Source organism: Marinobacterium sp. MBR-109, assembly GCF_040547565.1.
GTDB lineage: Bacteria > Pseudomonadota > Gammaproteobacteria > Pseudomonadales > Balneatricaceae > Marinobacterium.
In genome coordinates, this window is the sequence record NZ_JBEPPZ010000016.1 from 47,072 (window position 1) to 65,696 (window position 18,625).

At 56.5% G+C, this 18,625-nt stretch carries 19 protein-coding genes; 4 read left to right on the forward strand and 15 right to left on the reverse strand.

Annotated features, from left to right (window positions below):
• Window position 1: 1 nt before the first annotated feature.
• From lpxA to rpsB, 12 genes are all read right to left on the reverse strand, one after another.
• The gene (lpxA, locus tag ABIE60_RS15975; protein WP_354470493.1) at window positions 2–772 is read right to left on the reverse strand and encodes an acyl-ACP--UDP-N-acetylglucosamine O-acyltransferase; all 771 of its coding nucleotides are present in this window, start codon (window positions 770–772) and stop codon (window positions 2–4) included.
• A gap of 2 nt (window positions 773–774) precedes the next feature.
• Complete coding sequence (gene fabZ / locus ABIE60_RS15980; protein WP_091826885.1) at window positions 775–1,212, reverse strand: 3-hydroxyacyl-ACP dehydratase FabZ; 438 nt, start codon at window positions 1,210–1,212, stop codon at window positions 775–777.
• Entirely contained in the window at window positions 1,199–2,263 is a 1,065-nt protein-coding gene (lpxD, locus tag ABIE60_RS15985; RefSeq protein WP_354470494.1) for a UDP-3-O-(3-hydroxymyristoyl)glucosamine N-acyltransferase, read from the reverse strand. Before lpxD ends, fabZ begins: the two co-directional genes overlap by 14 nt.
• 9 nt (window positions 2,264–2,272) lie before the next feature.
• Entirely contained in the window at window positions 2,273–2,767 is a 495-nt protein-coding gene (locus ABIE60_RS15990; RefSeq protein ID WP_354470495.1) for an OmpH/Skp family outer membrane protein, read from the reverse strand.
• Between the two features lie 9 nt (window positions 2,768–2,776).
• Window positions 2,777–5,065, reverse strand: a complete 2,289-nt coding sequence (bamA, locus tag ABIE60_RS15995; RefSeq protein ID WP_354470496.1) for an outer membrane protein assembly factor BamA — start codon at window positions 5,063–5,065, stop codon at window positions 2,777–2,779.
• A 49-nt stretch (window positions 5,066–5,114) separates the two neighbouring features.
• A complete protein-coding gene (rseP, locus tag ABIE60_RS16000) occupies window positions 5,115–6,473 on the reverse strand; it encodes a sigma E protease regulator RseP (RefSeq protein ID WP_354470497.1) in 1,359 nt (452 codons plus the stop codon).
• Between the two features lie 8 nt (window positions 6,474–6,481).
• Window positions 6,482–7,285, reverse strand: coding sequence for a phosphatidate cytidylyltransferase (locus ABIE60_RS16005; RefSeq protein WP_354470498.1), 804 nt, complete (start codon window positions 7,283–7,285; stop codon window positions 6,482–6,484).
• Window positions 7,279–8,043 (reverse strand): polyprenyl diphosphate synthase, encoded by a 765-nt coding sequence (gene uppS / locus ABIE60_RS16010; protein ID WP_354470499.1) that lies wholly within the window; start codon window positions 8,041–8,043, stop codon window positions 7,279–7,281. Before uppS ends, ABIE60_RS16005 begins: the two co-directional genes overlap by 7 nt.
• A gap of 36 nt (window positions 8,044–8,079) precedes the next feature.
• Window positions 8,080–8,637, reverse strand: coding sequence for a ribosome recycling factor (gene frr / locus ABIE60_RS16015; protein ID WP_354470500.1), 558 nt, complete (start codon window positions 8,635–8,637; stop codon window positions 8,080–8,082).
• Window positions 8,630–9,385 (reverse strand): UMP kinase, encoded by a 756-nt coding sequence (gene pyrH, locus ABIE60_RS16020; protein WP_354470501.1) that lies wholly within the window; start codon window positions 9,383–9,385, stop codon window positions 8,630–8,632. Before pyrH ends, frr begins: the two co-directional genes overlap by 8 nt.
• Window positions 9,386–9,481: 96 nt before the next feature.
• A complete protein-coding gene (tsf, locus tag ABIE60_RS16025) occupies window positions 9,482–10,342 on the reverse strand; it encodes a translation elongation factor Ts (RefSeq protein WP_354470502.1) in 861 nt (286 codons plus the stop codon).
• Window positions 10,343–10,447: 105 nt separating this feature from the next.
• Entirely contained in the window at window positions 10,448–11,182 is a 735-nt protein-coding gene (gene rpsB / locus ABIE60_RS16030; RefSeq protein ID WP_354470503.1) for a 30S ribosomal protein S2, read from the reverse strand.
• A gap of 290 nt (window positions 11,183–11,472) precedes the next feature.
• Between rpsB and map the strand changes: the two genes are divergently transcribed.
• The gene (gene map, locus ABIE60_RS16035; RefSeq protein WP_354470504.1) at window positions 11,473–12,246 is read left to right on the forward strand and encodes a type I methionyl aminopeptidase; all 774 of its coding nucleotides are present in this window, start codon (window positions 11,473–11,475) and stop codon (window positions 12,244–12,246) included.
• A 24-nt stretch (window positions 12,247–12,270) separates the two neighbouring features.
• On the forward strand, window positions 12,271–14,970 hold the full coding sequence (locus tag ABIE60_RS16040; RefSeq protein WP_354470505.1) for a [protein-PII] uridylyltransferase: 2,700 nt from the start codon (window positions 12,271–12,273) through the stop codon (window positions 14,968–14,970).
• Window positions 14,971–14,981: 11 nt separating this feature from the next.
• Here ABIE60_RS16040 and ABIE60_RS16045 read toward each other — a convergent pair whose 3' ends face one another.
• Window positions 14,982–15,443 (reverse strand): LPP20 family lipoprotein, encoded by a 462-nt coding sequence (locus ABIE60_RS16045; RefSeq protein WP_354470506.1) that lies wholly within the window; start codon window positions 15,441–15,443, stop codon window positions 14,982–14,984.
• Window positions 15,443–16,138, reverse strand: a complete 696-nt coding sequence (locus ABIE60_RS16050) for a FlgO family outer membrane protein (protein ID WP_354470507.1) — start codon at window positions 16,136–16,138, stop codon at window positions 15,443–15,445. Before ABIE60_RS16050 ends, ABIE60_RS16045 begins: the two co-directional genes overlap by 1 nt.
• A gap of 140 nt (window positions 16,139–16,278) precedes the next feature.
• Here ABIE60_RS16050 and ABIE60_RS16055 point away from each other — a divergent pair, with 140 nt between their 5' ends.
• Both ABIE60_RS16055 and zapB read left to right on the forward strand, forming a co-directional pair.
• Window positions 16,279–17,487 carry a flagellar assembly protein T N-terminal domain-containing protein gene (locus ABIE60_RS16055; RefSeq protein ID WP_354470508.1) on the forward strand — a complete coding sequence of 403 codons (1,209 nt, stop codon included), beginning with the start codon at window positions 16,279–16,281 and terminating at the stop codon, window positions 17,485–17,487.
• A gap of 54 nt (window positions 17,488–17,541) precedes the next feature.
• Entirely contained in the window at window positions 17,542–17,736 is a 195-nt protein-coding gene (gene zapB, locus ABIE60_RS16060; protein ID WP_354470509.1) for a cell division protein ZapB, read from the forward strand.
• Between the two features lie 42 nt (window positions 17,737–17,778).
• Here zapB and ABIE60_RS16065 read toward each other — a convergent pair whose 3' ends face one another.
• Window positions 17,779–18,438 carry a YiaD family glycine zipper/OmpA-like lipoprotein gene (locus ABIE60_RS16065; protein WP_354470510.1) on the reverse strand — a complete coding sequence of 220 codons (660 nt, stop codon included), beginning with the start codon at window positions 18,436–18,438 and terminating at the stop codon, window positions 17,779–17,781.
• Between the last annotated feature and the right edge of the window lie 187 nt (window positions 18,439–18,625).

An 18,625-nucleotide genomic window follows, 5' to 3' on the forward strand; every position in this document is an offset into this window, starting at 1 on the left:
CTCAGCGGATAATGCCGCGACTGGACGTCTGCAGCGATTCGATCAGAGCACGAACGGAAGGTTCTTCAGATGCCATCTCCTCAAGCGCCTGTAGCGCCTGATCAACGGTCAGCCCCTGGCGATAGATCGCCTTGTAGGCGCGCCGCAGTATGGCCAGTGCCTCGGACGAGAAACCACGCCGGCGCAGCCCTTCGAGGTTAATCCCGTGGGGACGCGCACTGTTGCCGCTGGCCATCACATAGGCCGGAATATCCTTGAGTACCACCGTGCCGGCGCCGCACATGACATGCGGACCAACATGACAGAACTGATGCACCGCCGTGAAACCACCCAGAATGGCATGATCACCCACATGCACATGCCCGGCCAGTGCCGCATTGTTGGCCAGAATGACGTGATCACCCACGATGCAATCGTGGGCTACATGGGCATAGGCCATTAACAGATTGTGGCTGCCAATACGAGTGATGCCGGCATCCTGAACCGTACCGCGATGCAGGGTGACCCCTTCACGGATCACATTGTGGTCACCGATCTCCAATCGAGTCGGCTCACCCCGGTACTTCTTGTCCTGACACTCTTCACCCACAGTCGCGAACTGGAAGATCCGGTTGCCTTCACCAATACGGGTTGGCCCCTTGATCACGACATGCGACTCGATGCGGGTGCCCCTCCCGATCTCCACGTCCGGGCCGATCAGGGTCCAGGGCCCCACTTCAACATCATCGGCCAGACGGGCCGACGGGTCGACAATGGCTTGCGGGTGAATCAATGTCACACCTTCCTGTCTGCACAAAGAATGGTGGCGCTGCTGACGGTTTCGCCATCGACGCTGGCGCGCACATCGAATTTCCAGATACCGCGACGCTCGGAAACCACTTTTGCTTCCAGCTGCAACTGGTCTCCCGGCACCACCGGGCGCTTGAAGCGCAGGTTGTCAGCGCCAACAAAGTAATAGATCGAACCGTCTTCCGGCCCCTTGTTCATGGTTTTGAAGCCGAGAATACCGGCGGCCTGAGCCATGGCTTCCACAATCAGCACACCCGGCATAACCGGATGATCAGGAAAATGGCCGTTAAAGAAAGGCTCGTTCACGGTTACATTCTTGATAGCGGTAATTGACTCACCTGGCTCAAGAGCCAAGACCCGGTCCACCAGCAGAAACGGGTAGCGGTGGGGCAGGTATTTCCGGATCTCTTTAACGTCCATCATTGTTTTGACCTTCAGTAGTAATATGTTCGACAGCCTGTTCGATTCTGCGCACGCGTCGTGCCAGATCATCCAGCTGACGGAAACGGACCACATTGCGCTTCCATTGCTGATGCGGTTCAAGCCCTGTACCAGAGGAATAGGCCCCCGGCCGGGTAATGGACTTGCTGACCAGCGACATGGCAGTCACATGGGTATCATCAGCAATTTCAAGATGACCAGTGATACCGGCCATTCCGGCAATGGTACAGCGCTCGCCAATTTTAGTGCTTCCGGCTACGGCGGTACAGCCTGCAATGGCGCTATCTCGGCCAACAATCACGTTGTGGGCTATCTGAATCTGATTATCGAGCTTCACGCCCGCTTCGATCCGGGTATCGTCCAGCGCACCTCGATCAATCGTGACACCCGCGCCGATTTCAACCCTGTCACCGATTACCACACCACCCAACTGGCAAATTTTCTCCCAGCCCTGTTGGTTGCGCGCAAAACCGAAACCATCGCTGCCCAGCACGCTACCACTGTGAACCAGAACCTGCTCACCCAGTATCACGTTGGGATAAAGCGTGACATGCGCTTCAAGCCGACAGGCTAGGCCGATCCGACAATCTCGTCCGATCACCGTACCGGCACCCACGCTGACACCGGAGGCAATTTCCACATTCTCGCCGATCACCACATAGGGACCGATTTCGACATCGGCAGCCAGTTGGGCAGAATCGGCAATAACGGCAGTGCCGTGAATGCCAGGACACACAGGGGAACGCCAGTCAAACAACTGACTGGCTTTGGCAAAGGCAAGATAGGGGTCATCAACGACCAGCGCTGCCACAGGGCAGTCGCCGGCCTGTTCGGGCCGCACCAGAACAGCCTCAGCGGAAGTTTGCTGCAACTGACGCAGGTAGCGGGGATTGGCAAAAAAAGACAGCTCACCTGCGCCAGCCGAACTCAGGGTTGCCAGAGTTACAATGCCCGCCTCGGAATCCCCTCCCTGCAGGGTTGCGCCCAAGCGCTGCGCAAGATCCCCCAGGGTATAGCGGACAGTGGATGCCATAGATGTGTCTTACTTGTTCAGCAGTTCGATGACTCTTGGCGTGAGATCAACACGGTTGGCACTGAAAACAGTTGCCTGTTTGGAGATCACCACATCAAACTGCTCGCCCTCGATCAGCTCACGTATCGCCTTATCCAGACGAGGTCGCATCTCGGCAATGAATGCCTGCTCACGCTCACCACGTTTCTGCTGCAGTTCCTGTCCACGACGCTGATACTCGGTAAATGCCTTCTGAAACTGCATCCGCATCTGCTTGATATCATCTTCAGAGGCAAGACCTGCATTTTTCTGCAGCTTTTCTCTCAGTTCGCGTGCCTGTTTTTCCAGTGCCACGAGCTGCTTTTCATCATCAGCGAATTCCTTTTTCAGCTCCTCGCGGAAGCTTTTCGCCGCATTGGAATTGAGCAGGGCTTCTTCCACACCCAAAACCGCCACTTTTTCAGCCATGGCATGGCTGCTGAACGCCAGTAAAACAGCAGTAAACAGTTGTACAGCAAACTTCATGGTATCTCCTTAGAAGGTCTGACCGAGTGCGAACTGGAACACTTCGGTATCGTCGTTTTCCTTGTCATTCAGCGGCATGCCCAGCGACACGGACAGCGGGCCAATCGGTGTCAGCCAGCTGACGCCCACACCGACCGAGTAACGCAGATCACCCAGGTCAACATCGGCACCGCTGTCAGTGGAGTAGACGTTACCTGCATCCATGAACACCAGGCTGCGCCAGGCACTCTTGTCTTCCAGGAAGGGCATCGGGAAGATGAATTCGGCACTGCCGGCCAGCATCAGGTTGCCGCCAAAGGGGTCATCATTGGAATCCTGTGGGCCCAGCGAGTTGTTGGAATAGCCACGCACGCTTTTGAGACCACCGGCATAGAAGTTCTTGAAGAACGGATACTGGTTGTCGCCCCAGCTGTCGCCATAGCCTGCACGTCCGCGCAGCGCAAAGATCCAGGTCTCGTCCTCGTTCAGCGGCTTGTAAAAGCGGTTGTTGTAGTTGGCTCGGAAATAGGTCAGATCACTGCCCGGAATGGCCACTTCCACACTGGCACCCTGTGCGTAGCCTCGGCTTGGGAAGAAGCCTCGGTTAAGTCGGTTATCACTCCAGCCGGCGGTCAACTTCCAGTTGAAGAAGGAGTCGCCTTCGTCAGTAATAAAATCCTTAACTTCAGTTGCAGTTTGAGCGTATGTATTGAGCTGAATAAACTCAATATCACCACTGAAGCTCAACCGCTGGAAGTCATCGATCGGGTAGCCAAAGGTCACACCACCGCCCGCTTCATCAGCCGTATAGGAGCTGATATCGTCCTCTTCGTAATCACGCTCACGGTAATAAACGTTAAAGCCACGACTCACCCCATCCAGCGTGTAGTAGGGATCGAGATAATTGAAGCTGTATTCGGTACGGGTGGAGCTGTTGGAGATATTGAAGCCGATCTTTTTGCCGCTGCCGAGGAAGTTGTCCTGCTGCACGCCTAGATCAAGAATGATGCCGTCGTTCTGAGAGAAGCCGATACTGGCCGTGAACTGGCCCGACTGCTGCTCTTCGACGCTGTACTCGATATCAACCTGATCATCGGTACCAGGTACAGGGCGCGTTTCAACATTGACGGTCTTGAAGTAACCGGTCTTGTCCAGACGGGTACGGGAGCGCTCGATGTCCTTGGTAGAGGCGATACCCGCTTCCATCTGTTCCAGTTCGCGTCGAATCACTTCATCCGCCGTGCGGGTATTGCCCTTGATGGCGATGCGGCGTACATAAGTGCGCTTGCCGGGTTCAACGAAGTAGCGGATGGAGACCGTATTGTCTTCGTGCAGCTCGGGCACCGGGCTTACATTGGCAAACATGTAACCCTCATCGCCCAGCAGGCGCACCAGACGCTCCTGGCTTTGGGTCATATCCTTGCGCGAGAAAATCTCACCCGCTTCAACACTCATCTCGGCCAGCATCACGTCTTGCGGCACCACCATCTCACCGGCCACACTCACATCACGCACCGAATACTGTTCACCTTCGGTAATGGCGACACTGATGTAGACGTCCTTCTTGTCCGGCGTAATGGAGACCTGGGCCGAATCGATCTCGAAGTTGATATAGCCACGATCCAGATACCAGGAACGCAAACGCTCAAGGTCACCGGTCAGCTTTTCACGGGCATAGCGGTCATCCTTCTTGTAGAAGGACCAGAAGTTGGGCAGTTTGAGCGAGAACAGGTCGGTCAGTTCTTCATCACTGAACACCGTATTACCCACGATGTTGATGTGCTGAATCGAGGCAACCTGACCTTCACGGATGTTGATGTTCAGTTGCACCCGGTTGCCAGAAAGGGGTTCGACCTCGGTTTGAATATCGGCACCATAGCGCCCCTGGGAGGTGTATACCCGCAGCAGATCCTGGCTGATCTGGTCCAGTGCGGCACGACGGAACACATCGCCCTCCTGCAGACCGGACTGCTTCAGACCATTGAGCAGGTCCTCTTTTTTAATCACCTTGTTGCCTTCAATATTAATTAAGGCAACCGATGGGCGCTCCTGAACCTTGAGTACCAACACTCCACCATCGCGCTCGACCTGCACATCAGCAAAGTAGCCGGAGCGAAACAGCGTCCTGACCGCATCGGACAATTGACTGCGGGTCAGTTCGTCACCCGCTGTAACAGGAAAATTACGGAATACGACGCCGGGCTCTACCCGTTGCAGCCCTTCCAGACGGATATCGTTCACTTCGAAGGGGAATGCAGCCGCCTGCGCCTGCACCATCCATAGCATCGATACGAAAAACAGACCCAGTTTGCGTTTCATGCACTACTTCTTACGTTAGGTTATCGACTGATAGGAAAACTGGCGCAGATCAGAACAGCCGTGCCAGATCATTGAGTATCGCGAGCGCCATCAAGCTGAACAGCAACATCATGCCGATTCTCAGACCCAGCATCTGAACCCGCTCACTGACCGGCCGTCCTCGGATCAGCTCGATCGCATAATAGAGCAGGTGTCCACCATCAAGCATCGGAATCGGCAACAGATTAAGCACACCGAGGCTGATACTCAGATAGGCCAGAAAACTGACAAACGACTCCAGACCGGACGCAGCCGAAGTCCCCGCCACTTTAGCAATGGTTATCGGACCACTCAAGTTTTTTACCGAGATCACCCCGGCAATCATCTTGCCGATGGCATCCAGGGTCAGACCAATCATCTGGCCCGTTTTATCAACACCCGCCACCAACGCGTCGATCGGACCGTAACGCAGAGTGCGCTGCATTGACTCAGGATACTCAACCGGAGAAACACCGGCACCGATATAGCCCTGTACCCGACCATCTGCCAGCGTCCGAGACTCGGGCACCACCTCCAGCATGACGATGCGCCCGTCACGTTCAAGCATCAGCTGCAGAGGTTGCTCGGGGGCCGCCTGTACCTTGCGCACAAGTTCGATCCAGTCCGCTACCGGCTCACCATCAACTTCAAGCACCCGGTCACCGACCTGAATGCCGGCAACACCGGCGCTGCCATCTTCTGTCAGCAGGCCGATCACGGCCGGTATCTCAGGCTGCCACGGCATCAACCCAAGTGCCGCAACCGGGGATTCGCGCTCAAGATCAACATACCAGCGATCAATCGGCACTGAGTAACTGCGAGCGTAGCCACGCGCAGGCTCGCCCAGCATTAGCTCGACTCGGCCGGTTTCACCCACCCGCGCCGCCAGCCTGAGATTTACTTCACCCCAGGAGCGGACGGGATTGCCATCGACTTCAAGCACTTCATAACCGGGTTCCACACTTGCAAGAGCGGCTGGCGAATCCGGGCGTACGTCACCCACCATCGGGACAACCGATGAGACTCCGTAAATGAAAAGAAACCAGTAGGCGAGTACAGCAAACAACAAATTGACCAGAGGACCTGCCGCGACAATGGCGATACGCTGCAGCACTGGCTTGTTATTGAACGCCTGGGCACGCAGTGCTTCAGGCACATCACCTTCGCGCTCGTCCAGCATCCGTACATAGCCCCCCAGCGGTATGGCTGCAACGGTATACTCGGTACCGTCGCGCCCCACGCGCATCCAGAGCGGCTTGCCAAAACCGACCGAAAACCGGAGCACCTTGACGCCACAGCGGCGCGCCACCCAGAAGTGTCCCCATTCATGTATGGTGACCAGCAGCCCGAGTGTCACAAGGGTAGCCAGAATCGTCTGCAGCAAACTCATGATGTTGTTCAGGCCCCTGTCACAAAATGAAGCCCCGCAAAAAACACGGGGGCCGCAGCTGTCAGACTGTCAATACGATCCAGTACACCGCCATGCCCCGGCAGCAACTGGCCACTGTCCTTGATCCCTCGCTCACGCTTAAGCATGCTTTCCAGCAGATCACCCAGCACCGAAACCATACCGGTTAACAGTGACAGCAACACCAGAGTGACCGATGCAAGCAGGCTTAGTTCCAGCCAAACGGCAAACCCGAGCCCGACCAGCATGCAGGCGACAAGGCCACCGGCAGCCCCTTCAAGTGTTTTGCCGGGACTGACCGCCGGCAGCAGTTTGCGCCGCCCCCAGGTTTTGCCGGCGGCATAGGCCCCAATATCAGCCCCCCACACCAGCAACAACAGCAGCAACAGCAGCGCCAGACCGTTTTCTCCCGCCCGCAGGGCAGTAACGGCATACCAGGCCGGCACCAGAACCAGCAGACCCATCAACAGCCTGAGAGGAACTCGACTGTAGCCTGCCGTTGCCGGATACCCCTTCACCAACAGCAGCGCTACCGACCAGAACAGCAGCGCCAGCACGATGGCCAGCGACTGACTGCCCGGAACAAAGGCCACAACCGAAAGCGCCGCTGCATGCACAGCCAGATAAACAAGCCGGGCAGACAGGGCCAGTCGGCAGAGATTACCCCACTCCCAACTGCCGTAGAGGAAAACCACCGCCAGCACGACTTCAAAGGCCGCCTGGGGTAACAGAAAGACAGCTGCCAATGCCAGTGGAGCCAGCACCAGTGCAGTCAGAACACGCTGTTTCAACACTGGCTGTCGGCCTCCACCTGTTCACTGGTTCGACCAAAACGACGCTCACGGGTGAGATAGGACTGTAGCGCCGCCAGCATCGCCTGCTTGTCGAAGTCAGGCCAGAAGCAATCGGTAAAATAGAGCTCGGTATAGGCCAACTGCCAGATTAAAAAATTGCTGACGCGCTGTTCGCCACCGGTACGGATGCACAGATCAGGTGACGGCAGGCTCGCCAGTGAAAGCTGACGAGCGAACAGCTCCTCGTCAATCTGTTCAGGCTTCAGTTCACCCTCAACACAGTGCTGCGCAAGCCGCTGGGTTGCCGTGACTATGTCCCAGCGACCACCATAATTGGCGGCTATATTAAGTGCCAGACCGGTATTGGCGGCCGTTTCGGCCTCTGCCTTGCGAATCAGCTCCTGCAGTTCGGGACTGAAGCGAGACAGGTCACCAATCACCTGTAAACGGATATTGTGACGCGCCAGCTTGCGCACTTCATTCTTGAGCGCCAGCATGAACAACTGCATCAGGCCACTGACCTCAACTGCTGGCCGCTTCCAGTTCTCGCTGCTGAAGGCAAACAGGGTTAACGCTTCCACACCCTGCTCCGCACAGCACTCGATCACGGCACGCACACTGTTCACACCGGCCTTGTGCCCTGCAAGACCGGGCAAACGCCGTTCTTTGGCCCAACGGTTGTTGCCATCCATGATGATGGCAATATGACGGGGCAGTGAGCGCCCCGGAGGAATTGTCAATTGGTGCTCAACAGCCATGCAGATCCGCGGCGGGGCGAGCCCCGCTCCGTTGGTTCAGATTTCCATCAGGTCCGTTTCTTTCTGTGCCAGCAGGCTGTCCACCTCGGCCACATACTTGTCGGTCAGTTTTTGCACCTGATCTTCGCCACGATGGCTGTCATCTTCACTGATCTCCTTTTCCTTCAGCAGACCCTTGATGTCACCATTCGCATCGCGACGAATGTTGCGGATCGCCACACGCGCGTTTTCCGCTTCGGTACGCGCCTGACGGATGTAGTTCTTGCGGGTTTCTTCCGTAAGCGCCGGCATCGGCACCCGGATAACATCGCCGTTGGTGCTCGGGTTCAGTCCCAGGTCAGACTTCATGATCGCTCTTTCGATATCACTGACGACCTTTTTCTCCCAGGGAACGATGGTCAGCATGCGTGCATCTTCAACGGAGACGTTGGCGACCTGCTGAATAGGCACGTCAGATCCGTAGTAGGAGACGGTAATGCTATCGAGAATGCTCGGATGAGCACGCCCGGTACGAATTTTCTTGAAGTTCTCGACCAGCGCTTCAACGCTTTTTTTCATCCGCCCTTCGGCATCTTTCACAATTTCGTTAATCATTGTTTTCTCCAGCAACAGAGCCGCTATCAATCAGGGTACCTTCATCGCCACCGAACACCAGATTCACCAGCGCACCGGGTTTGTTCATATTGAACACCCGCACAGGCATGTCATGGTCCCGAGTCAGGCAGATGGCGGTCATATCCATCACCCCGAGCTGCTTTTCCAGCACCTCATCGAAACTCAAACGAGTATACTTGCGCGCGTCAGGATCTTTCATCGGATCCGCCGTGTATACACCGTCAACCTTGGTTGCTTTCAGCACCACATCCGCTTCAATCTCGATCCCGCGCAGACAGGCCGCCGAGTCGGTGGTAAAGAAGGGGTTGCCGGTACCGGCTGCAAAGATTACCACATCGCCCTGATTCAGGTAGCGCATCGCGTTGCGGCGGTCGTACTGATCCACTACGCCACTCATCGGAATGGCTGACATGACACGGGTCGCAATGTTGCAGCGCTCCAGCGCATCACGCATGGCCAGCGCGTTCATCACCGTTGCCAGCATGCCCATATGGTCGCCGGTAACACGATCAAGTCCGGCAGCACTCAGCGCAGCACCTCGGAACAGGTTGCCGCCACCGATCACCATTCCTACCTGGACACCAATCCCCACCAGCTGACCAATCTCCAGCGCCATGCGGTTGAGCACCTTCGGATCGATCCCGAAGTTCTCCTCTCCCATCAGCGCTTCACCGCTGAGCTTCAGCAGCAGTCGTTTGTATCTGGATTGTTTATCTTTGGCAGGCATGATCTGTCTCCGCGCGGACGAAATGGCATAGAGTGTAGCAGGAAAGCATGCGGCTGGGCATAAGGGCTACACCCAGCCGGAAAGCGCAGCAGCTGTTTACTTCTTCAGCTGTTCTGCAACTTCAGCAGCGAAGTCCTTGTGCTCGACTTCGATACCTTCGCCAACGGCAACACGAACGAAGGATACAATTTCAGCACCCGCATCCTTGGCCATCTGACCAACAGTCTGCTCAGGGTTCTTGACGAACGGCTGCTCAACCAGGCTGTTTTCAGCCAGGAATTTCTTGATGCGACCACCGGCCATCTTTTCCTTGATTTCCTGCGGCTTACCTTCCATATCCGGCTGTGCCATGATGATCTCTTTTTCACGCACCAGCTCTTCTTCCGGCATATCTTCCGGACGTGCAATACGGGGGTTAACCGCGGTTACGTGCATCGCGATATCACGCGCCACGTCAGCATTGCCACCATTCAGCGCCACGATGGCGGCCAGACGGTTAGTGCTGTGCACGTAGGCGTCAACCTTGTCACCTTCAACCAGCATCAGACGACGCACGCTGATGTTTTCACCGATTTTCTGTACCAGCGCTTCACGAGCGGATTCCAGCTCACCTGCCATCAGCGCAGCCACGTCTGTTTCCTTGGCGGCAAATGCCTTTTCCAGCACGGTGTTCACGAAGCCCAGGAAGTTGTCGTCACGCGCGACGAAGTCGGTTTCAGAGTTGACTTCAACCGCAACCGCATAGCTGTTGTCGTCAGCAACCTTGACCGCTACCACACCGTCAGCCGCAGTACGGCCAGCCTTCTTGGCCGCTTTCATGCCGGAGGACTTGCGCAGATCGTCGATCGCTTTTTCGATGTCGCCTTCCGCTTCAACCAGTGCCTTTTTGCACTCCATCATGCCCAGGCCGGTACGCTCGCGCAGTTCCTTGACCATCGCTGCAGAGATATTCGCCATGTCGCGTTCCTCTTTATTAATCGCTTCAATTCAAATTCAAAAAAGGGGAGCCAGGCCCCCCTTTGCACATCCAGACACGATTACACGCGTCAGTTGTCAGTTCGGTTACTGAGCAGCTTCTTCAGCGTCAACTTCCACGAACTCGCCCTTGCCAGCATTGGCAGCCGCGCCTTCGATGCAGGCATCAGCAACGGACTTGACGTAAATCTGGATGGCACGCAGAGCATCGTCGTTACCCGGGATAACATGGTCGATGCCATCCGGGTTGCTGTTGGTATCAACCACACCAATAACCGGGATACCCAGCTTGTTGGCTTCGTTGATAGCGATACGCTCATGATCAACGTCGATCACGAACAGCGCGTCAGGCAGACCGCCCATTTCCTTGATACCACCAATGGAAAGCTCAAGCTTTTCCATTTCACGGCTACGCATCAGCGCTTCTTTTTTGGTCAGCTTGTCAAAAGTACCGTCCTGAGACTGGGCTTCCAGCTCACGCAGACGACGGATTGACTGACGGATGGTCTTGTAGTTGGTCAGCATACCACCGAGCCAGCGGTGGTTAACGTAAGGCATGCCTGCACGAGCGGCTTCCTCTTTGATCACTTTGGCCGCTGCACGCTTGGTGCCGACAAACATGATCTTGTTCTTGTTGCTGGCCATGTTCTGAACCACATCCAGGGCGTTGTTCAGAGCCGGCAGGGTGTGTTCCAGGTTGATGATATGGATCTTGTTACGCGCACCAAAGATGAATTTGGACATCTTCGGGTTCCAGTAACGGGTCTGGTGACCGAAGTGAACACCTGCCTTGAGCAGATCGCGCATTGAAACTTTAGCCATTGTGGTATTTCCTCTAACGGGTTATAACCTCCACATATCCCATCGCCCAACCGCTTGGCGGCACCCTGAACGCATGTGACGATATGTGTGTGTTTTCAGTTGATGTATTTAAAAGCCCCGACCGATGCCTGAGCATCTCTTTCGGGAGCGCGATTTATACCATAGCCGATGCACTTTTTGAAGCGCCCTTTGGCTGAACGCGTCTTGTTCGCTACAATAGTCGCCAGTTCACGCCCGGCTCCTCGCCCTACAGCCACGGGCATCCTCTCAAGCGCCAAGACCGAGTATTTATGACTATCAAAATCAAGACCCCGGAAGAAATCGAAAAGATGCGTACCGCCTGCCGGCTGGCAGCGGAGGTTCTCGAAATGATCGAGCCATACGTCAAGCCGGGCGTCACCACCGATGAGCTGAACCGGATCTGCCACGATTATATCGTTAATGAACAGCAGGCCATTCCAGCCCCGCTCAACTATCACGGCTTTCCCAAGTCGATCTGCACTTCAGTCAATCAGGTGGTATGCCACGGCATTCCCAATGACAAGAAGCTCAAGAACGGCGATATCATCAACATCGATATCACCGTGATCAAGGACGGATACCACGGCGACACCAGCAAGATGTTCTACGTGGGTGATGTCGCTCCACACGCCCAGCGCCTGTGTGAAATCACGCGCGAGTGCATGTTAAAGGGTATCGAACTGGTACGCCCGGGCGCACACTTGGGTGATATCGGTGAGGTGATCCAGAAACACGCTGAGAGCAACCATTACTCGGTGGTGCGAGAATACTGCGGCCACGGCATCGGCGCTGAGTTCCATGAAGACCCGCAGGTACTTCACTACGGCAAGGCAGGCACAGGGGATGAGCTCAAGGAGGGCATGATCTTCACCATCGAACCGATGATCAACGCCGGCAAGCGCCACGTAAAGCTTAACAAGCGCGACGGCTGGACCGTTGAAACCACTGACCGCCGCCTGTCCGCACAGTGGGAGCATACGGTTCTGGTAACCGCTGACGGTTACGAGATTCTGACCCTGCGCAAGGAAGAGATGGTCGCCTGATTTCACTCTGAACGAGCCCTTTCCATGACCCGTACCGCTCAGCCACTAGAAGCCGCACCGGAGCTGCTGGATCCAACACAGCTCCACACCAGCCTGTCCAACCGTGACAGGCCGGTCATGAAAGTGCTCAAGGAATCATTGCGTGAAGCGCAGCAGCGCATGGATGAAGCATTCCGACAGGGCGAGGACATTCGCCGCCTGATCTACGGTCGCGCCTGGGTGCTCGACCAGATCCTTGATGCTGCCTGGTCCCAGTTCACCTGGCCCGAAGCACATCAAGCCGCTCTCATAGCGGTGGGTGGCTATGGCCGCGGAGAGCTGCACCCCTTTTCCGATATCGACATCCTGCTGCTGTTCGACCAGATCGACCCCGGCGAATGCCAGGACAGCATCAGCGGCTTTCTGACACTGCTGTGGGATATTGGCCTGGACCTGGGGTCAAGCGTGCGCACCATCGACCAGTGTTATGATGAGGCGCGCAACGACATCACCATCGCCACTAACCTGATCGAATCGCGCACACTCTGCGGCGATCCTGCCCTGCAGAATGAGATGTATGACCGGGTTACCTCTGAGGGCGCATGGACGGACAAGGAGTTTTTCAAGGCCAAGCTGGCCGAGCAGAAAGAGCGCCACGAAAAAACCAACAACACCGAGTACAACCTTGAGCCCAACCTGAAAAACTCACCAGGCGGTCTGCGTGACCTTCAGACCGTGGGCTGGGTTGCCAAGCGTCACTTTGGTGCCACCTACATCCGCGACCTGGTGGACCACGGCTTTCTGACCGAGCCCGAGCTGGACACCCTGAACAAGGGGGAGCTCTATCTCTGGACCGTCCGTTATGCTCTGCATATGGTTTGCAAGCGTCGCGAGGATCGACTGCTGTTCGATCATCAACGTGCACTGGCCACCTATTTCGGTTACGAAGACCAGGAAGGCGCGCTGGCAGTTGAGCAGTTCATGAGCAAGTATTACCGCGTCGCCATGGCCATGTCGGAATTCAATGACATGTTGCTGCAACACTTCGACGAGGCGATCCTGCGCATTGATGACGAACAAAGCATCCGGCCACTGAACAACCGCTTTCAGATTCACAACAACTATCTGGAAGCGGTCTATGACAAGGTGTTCGAGCACCACCCCTTTGCCATCATGGAGCTGTTCGTACTGATGGCCCAGCACCCTGACATTCAGGGGGTTCGCGCCTCAACCATTCGACTGGTGCGCAACCACCGCCATCTGATCGACAACGACTTTCGCAAGGATATTCGCAACACCTCCCTGTTCATGGAGCTGCTGCGCTCACCGGAACGCGTATCGACCGAACTCAAGCGCATGAACCGCTACGGCATTCTGGGGCTTTACCTGCCCGAGTTCGGCAAAATCGTGGGCCAGATGCAGCATGACCTGTTCCATATCTACACCGTGGATGCGCATACCCTGAAAGTGATTCAGAAGATGCGTCAGTTCCGCCATCGCGAATACCGCGAACAGTTTTCCATTGCCCACCGCATCGTCAACCAGCTGCCCAAAATCGAGCTGCTGTACATTGCGGGGCTTTACCACGATATCGCCAAGGGCCGTGGCGGTGACCACTCGGAACTGGGCGCTGACGATGTAATCGCCTTCTGTCGACGCCATCATCTTGGCAAATGGGATACCCACCTGGTGGCCTGGCTGGTACGCAACCATCTGAAGATGTCCATGACGGCGCAGCGACGCGACATTTCAGACCCGGAAGTGATTCACGCTTTCGCCATGGAGGTGCGTGACCTGGTACACCTGGACTACCTGTACGTCCTGACCGTGGCGGATATCAACGCCACCAATCACACGCTGTGGAACAGCTGGCGCGCCACGTTGCTGCGCCAGCTCTACATGGATACCAAGCGCTCACTGCGCCGTGGACTTGAAAACCCGATCAACAAGGAAGACCGGATAGAGCAGGTACAGCATGAAGCGATGCTACTGCTGGCCCGCCAGGGCATTCGAGAGCAAGACATATTCGATCACTGGGCACTGCTGGGCGATGACTATTTCCTGCGAGAGGATGCACACAACATCGCCTGGCATACACAGGCGATTCTGGAACACGGCGACAGCCCCCTGCCGCTGGTCCTGATTCGCAAGACCTCCTACCGCGTATTTGAAGGCGCTACCGAGATCTTCATCTACAGTGAAGATCTGCCTACCCTCTTCCCGGCGACGGTTGCCGCCATGGACCAGCTGCACCTTAACATTCAGGATGCCCGTATCATCCTCACCGACCATGGCCGCACCCTCAATACCTACACGGTACTGACGGATGACAACCAGCCGCTGTCGGAAAACCCTGAATACTTGGCCAACATCCAGCGCCACCTGACGGAAGAGCTGGACGACCCGGAAGATTACCCCGAGATCATTCAGCGCCGGGTGCCACGTCAACTCAAGCTGTTTGCCACACCTACACGCCTGACTCTGAGCAACGATCCCTCATCTCAGCAAACCATTCTGGAAGTGATCACACCGGATCGCCCCGGACTGCTGGCACGCATAGGGCGTATTTTTGTGGAGTTCGGAATTTCGGTACGCAAGGCGAAGATTTCGAGTATCGGCGAGCGGGTCGAGGACTTTTTCTTCATCACCGACAGCAACAATCAGCCGATCAGTGACCCCGAGCTGTGTCGCCAGCTGCAGCAGGCGATCTGCCAGCAGCTGGATGAACATGTGCAGAAACAGTAGCAGGTGACGACTCAGCGCGCGGCCTCATGTACCCAGGCGCGCTGAACCTGATTCAGATCCACCTCCAGCACCGTGGCATAGGTGTCGTCCTGTACCGGGTAGCTTTTGACCACGCGAGCGCCACGCACAATACCGGCAACGGCCGTCTTGAAACTGTCGTTCTGCACCACCATGTCCTCGACCCGGGTAGTGCCATACAGGTACTGCCCATGAATGATGCCGGCCAGCTCCTGATAGGCGCGCAGCTTGGAGGCACGCATCGCCATCAGCATCCTCTGCTGTTCGGTTTGCCCCGGCTGCAGACTGATCGGCGCATAGCCGGTCGCACTGACCCAGTTCGGCTCTAAAGGCGCCTCAATACGCGGGCTCATGTGCACGTCCGGCAGCGCTTCCGCTACCGTCTTGACCGAATGCACCATGGTTTCACAACCGGCCAGCACCAGCGCCAGCATCATCAGAACCACTGATCTCATCACTGAGAGCCTCCTGCCGGGCCTTGTCTGTTTTCAATGATCATGCCACGCTCGTGCGCTTCCAGCAGATTGTAGCCGGGCCAGCGCTGCTCCAGACGAGACAGAGGAATGTGGCTCTGACCGGAAGCCAGGACCTGACGGGTGGTGGTATCGAGCAATCGGGCGTTAATCACAACACCATCCGGGTGCAGCGCATAGGTACCGGTAAGTACAAAATAGATCCGATGACGGGTACGCAGGGCCGACATGTTATAGGGCTCGATCTCAGGCTTCACACTGGTTACCAGACTCTGTGCACGGTAATCAACCAGATTGTAGCCGCGCTGCTCCAGCTGAAATACAAAGCTGTCACCCAAGCGCTCCCCCAACTCGCCCACCTGCTCCGGTTGCAGAAGATTGCGAAATGCCAGTACAGCCAGGGGCAAACGGCTGACGTTGCTCTTGTCCATGCCCGTTTCCAGCTGATAAGCCATCTGCACAACCGCTTCACTGACGGGATCCAGCCCGCTGCGGGCGACCCCGGTCTGCTGCAGCTCAGTTCTGCCGCGTGGCCGCTCTGATCGGGCATCTTGTATCTGCGCAAGCACCTGAGGATGCATACTGACCACATGGGCCTGGACCGGCCCAGGCTCCTGCCGAGCACAGCCGCCGAGCAGCATCAGCAGACTGCAGGCTGTAAGCACTGCCACTCTCATCCGTTTCGCTCTCTGTCGGGGGTTATTTGCACTGAATGTACCACAAAATAGGGGGATGACAGGATAGCACTGCCACCAGTGTTTGCATCGCACCCACAAATTGCATACCTTTTGGCCAACACCTGAGGACACTGATCATCATGCTGACCCGACTTTGCCGTCTGCTACTGCTCTGCCTGACACTGACCACCCCCCATGTCACAGCCATCACCATCGAGGCCGAGGGCTCGGCCCCGATCATCAACAATGACCTTGGGCAGGCTCGGGAACTGGCCATCAGCCGCGCCCGTGAACAGGCCTCTCTGCAGGGCAGCGCCTGGATCTCCACCACACAGGAGGTACGTGACGGCATTCTTGAAATCGACAACATGCGCATTAACAGCCTGACCCAGCTGAACAACATCCGTATCATTGATGAATACATCCGTGGCAGTCAGCTGACGGTGCGCATTCTGGCCGAGGTGGAAGCTGAAGCCGGCTGTGCCAACGGCCAGCCGCCGCTGGCCTATCGCAAAACGGTTGCCATCGGCGGATTCAGTCTCGCCCGGCCCGCTGATGCCAGCCATGGCGATCTGCACGGCATCCAACAGGGGCTGGCAACACTGATCAGTCAGTCCCTGCAACAGAGCACACTCAATGTCGTCGACCGCAGCAGTCTGCAACTGCTGGGCGCACAGGATCAGTCACCTCAACAACTGCCCGAGGGCGCTCTGTCCCGCCACTTGAATCACGCCCAGCAGCATCAAACCCAGTTTCTGGTGACCGGCATTATTCGCGATCTTGGCCTGCACAACCCGGCTGGCCCACGCCCGCCCAACATTTTGCTCGACACCTACCGCACACTGGATTACGCCAGCTCAAAACATCTGCGCAACTTTGTACTGGACCTCTACATTTTTGACACTTTCACAGGCCAGTTGATGTGGCAACAACCCTTCGCTACAGCGGGCCGCTGGAACCGCCCGGTGCATGAGAAAACCGGCTTCGGCAGCACCCTGTTCTGGCAACAGGACTTTGGCCAAAAAGTTCAGGCCACCCTGCAGGAGATCAGCAGTTACATTGATGAGACGCTGATGTGCGAGCCTTTCCGCAGCCGCATCACGCGCACGGAAGGCAATGAGGCATGGATCGGCGCAGGCTCACTGGCGGGCCTGAAACCGGGCGATCGTCTGAGCGTGTACAGGCTCTACACCCATTACGATGCCAATCAGATGCCGATCACGGAGCTGCGCAATACGCGCCAGACGCTGACACTGGAAGACGTGCAGCCAACGCTGTCACGGGGTCGACTGCCAGCCGACAGCGGCAGCCTCAACATCCAGCAGGATGATATTGTAATCGCCCACTGAGCAGCTTAGTCTTGCGCCCTGAATCATCCACACCTATACAGGAGCACCACCGAGATGCAGAGCGGACTCTTTACCGAACTGGAAAACAAGATTGAGGGATTGATCGAAGAGGTCGAACTGCTGCGACTGGAAGTCAGCGAACTGCGCGAGAGCAAGACGGCACTGGAAGCCGAACGCGAAAGCACTGAACAGGGCTTGCAGCGACTGCTGGGCAAGTTTGAACGACTTCAGGAAAGCGAAAACCTTTGATATTGCAGCCGTGCAGGAGCATCTCCCGCACGGCCAGCAGACTCAGCGTTGAGTGCCGCGGATCTTGATCTCTACCCGTCGGTTCATGGCTCGTCCTGCCGCACTGTCGTTGCTGGCAATCGGGTAACGTTCCCCCAGACCGCGCGCATCCAGTCTCAGATGACTGACCCCAGCCGAATTCAGGTAGCGCGCAACACTATTGGCGCGACGCTCCGAAAGCTGCTGGTTGTATTCAAACGAGCCCGTCGAATCGGTGTAGCCTTCCACTGCGACCTGGCTCTTCTCGAACTTGGTCAGCACGCGGGCAACCGAATCAAGCACCGGGTAAAAGGATGGATCAACCCGGTCACTGTCAGTGGCAAAGGTGATGTTACCCGGCATGATCAGACGGATATCATCCCCAACACGCTCCACACGGACACCGGTACCTTCCAGCTGCTGACGCAGCTGCATTTCCTGCTGGTCCATGTAGTAACCGATCCCTCCGCCAACGGCTCCTCCAATGACAGCCCCGGCCAGTGCGCCCTCATTTCGATCGCCCTTGCCGGCCACAGCCGCGCCCAGCACGGCACCGCCCAGCGCACCCAGACCGGCACCTTTGGTTGCCTGTGACGTTTTGGACTCCTGAGTGTAGGGGTCCAGCGTTGTACATCCGCTCAGCAACAGAACTGAAGCAAGCGAGGTGATCATAAGCTTTTTCATGGTTTTCTCCTGAATACAGTCTCCGACTCCTCCATGTGGAAGAGCAGGCCTGATACTGTTTAGCTCAGAATAGCTTAATACGAAATGAAAACCAGTATCGCTTTTGCACGGGAGTGCATATGGGTGCTGGCCAGCGCCAGGATCAGACGATAAAATGCGCTGTTATCCTTCATTGTCATCCGCGTCA

Bases quoted from the DNA above. Each gene is read 5' to 3' on its own strand.
- rseP (WP_354470497.1), bottom strand. From the start codon at position 6,473: ATGAGTTTGCTGCAGACGATTCTGGCTACCCTTGTGACACTCGGGCTG.
- tsf (WP_354470502.1), bottom strand. From the start codon at position 10,342: ATGGCGAATATCTCTGCAGCGATGGTCAAGGAACTGCGCGAGCGTACC.
- ABIE60_RS16065 (WP_354470510.1), bottom strand. From the start codon at position 18,438: ATGAAAAAGCTTATGATCACCTCGCTTGCTTCAGTTCTGTTGCTGAGC.
- ABIE60_RS15990 (WP_354470495.1), bottom strand. From the start codon at position 2,767: ATGAAGTTTGCTGTACAACTGTTTACTGCTGTTTTACTGGCGTTCAGC.
- ABIE60_RS16040 (WP_354470505.1), top strand. From the start codon at position 12,271: ATGACCCGTACCGCTCAGCCACTAGAAGCCGCACCGGAGCTGCTGGAT.
- zapB (WP_354470509.1), top strand. From the start codon at position 17,542: ATGCAGAGCGGACTCTTTACCGAACTGGAAAACAAGATTGAGGGATTG.
- pyrH (WP_354470501.1), bottom strand. From the start codon at position 9,385: ATGCCTGCCAAAGATAAACAATCCAGATACAAACGACTGCTGCTGAAG.
- bamA (WP_354470496.1), bottom strand. From the start codon at position 5,065: ATGAAACGCAAACTGGGTCTGTTTTTCGTATCGATGCTATGGATGGTG.
- fabZ (WP_091826885.1), bottom strand. From the start codon at position 1,212: ATGATGGACGTTAAAGAGATCCGGAAATACCTGCCCCACCGCTACCCG.
- uppS (WP_354470499.1), bottom strand. From the start codon at position 8,043: ATGGCTGTTGAGCACCAATTGACAATTCCTCCGGGGCGCTCACTGCCC.
- ABIE60_RS16050 (WP_354470507.1), bottom strand. From the start codon at position 16,138: ATGAGAGTGGCAGTGCTTACAGCCTGCAGTCTGCTGATGCTGCTCGGC.
- ABIE60_RS16055 (WP_354470508.1), top strand. From the start codon at position 16,279: ATGCTGACCCGACTTTGCCGTCTGCTACTGCTCTGCCTGACACTGACC.
- map (WP_354470504.1), top strand. From the start codon at position 11,473: ATGACTATCAAAATCAAGACCCCGGAAGAAATCGAAAAGATGCGTACC.
- rpsB (WP_354470503.1), bottom strand. From the start codon at position 11,182: ATGGCTAAAGTTTCAATGCGCGATCTGCTCAAGGCAGGTGTTCACTTC.
- ABIE60_RS16045 (WP_354470506.1), bottom strand. From the start codon at position 15,443: ATGAGATCAGTGGTTCTGATGATGCTGGCGCTGGTGCTGGCCGGTTGT.
- frr (WP_354470500.1), bottom strand. From the start codon at position 8,637: ATGATTAACGAAATTGTGAAAGATGCCGAAGGGCGGATGAAAAAAAGC.
- lpxD (WP_354470494.1), bottom strand. From the start codon at position 2,263: ATGGCATCCACTGTCCGCTATACCCTGGGGGATCTTGCGCAGCGCTTG.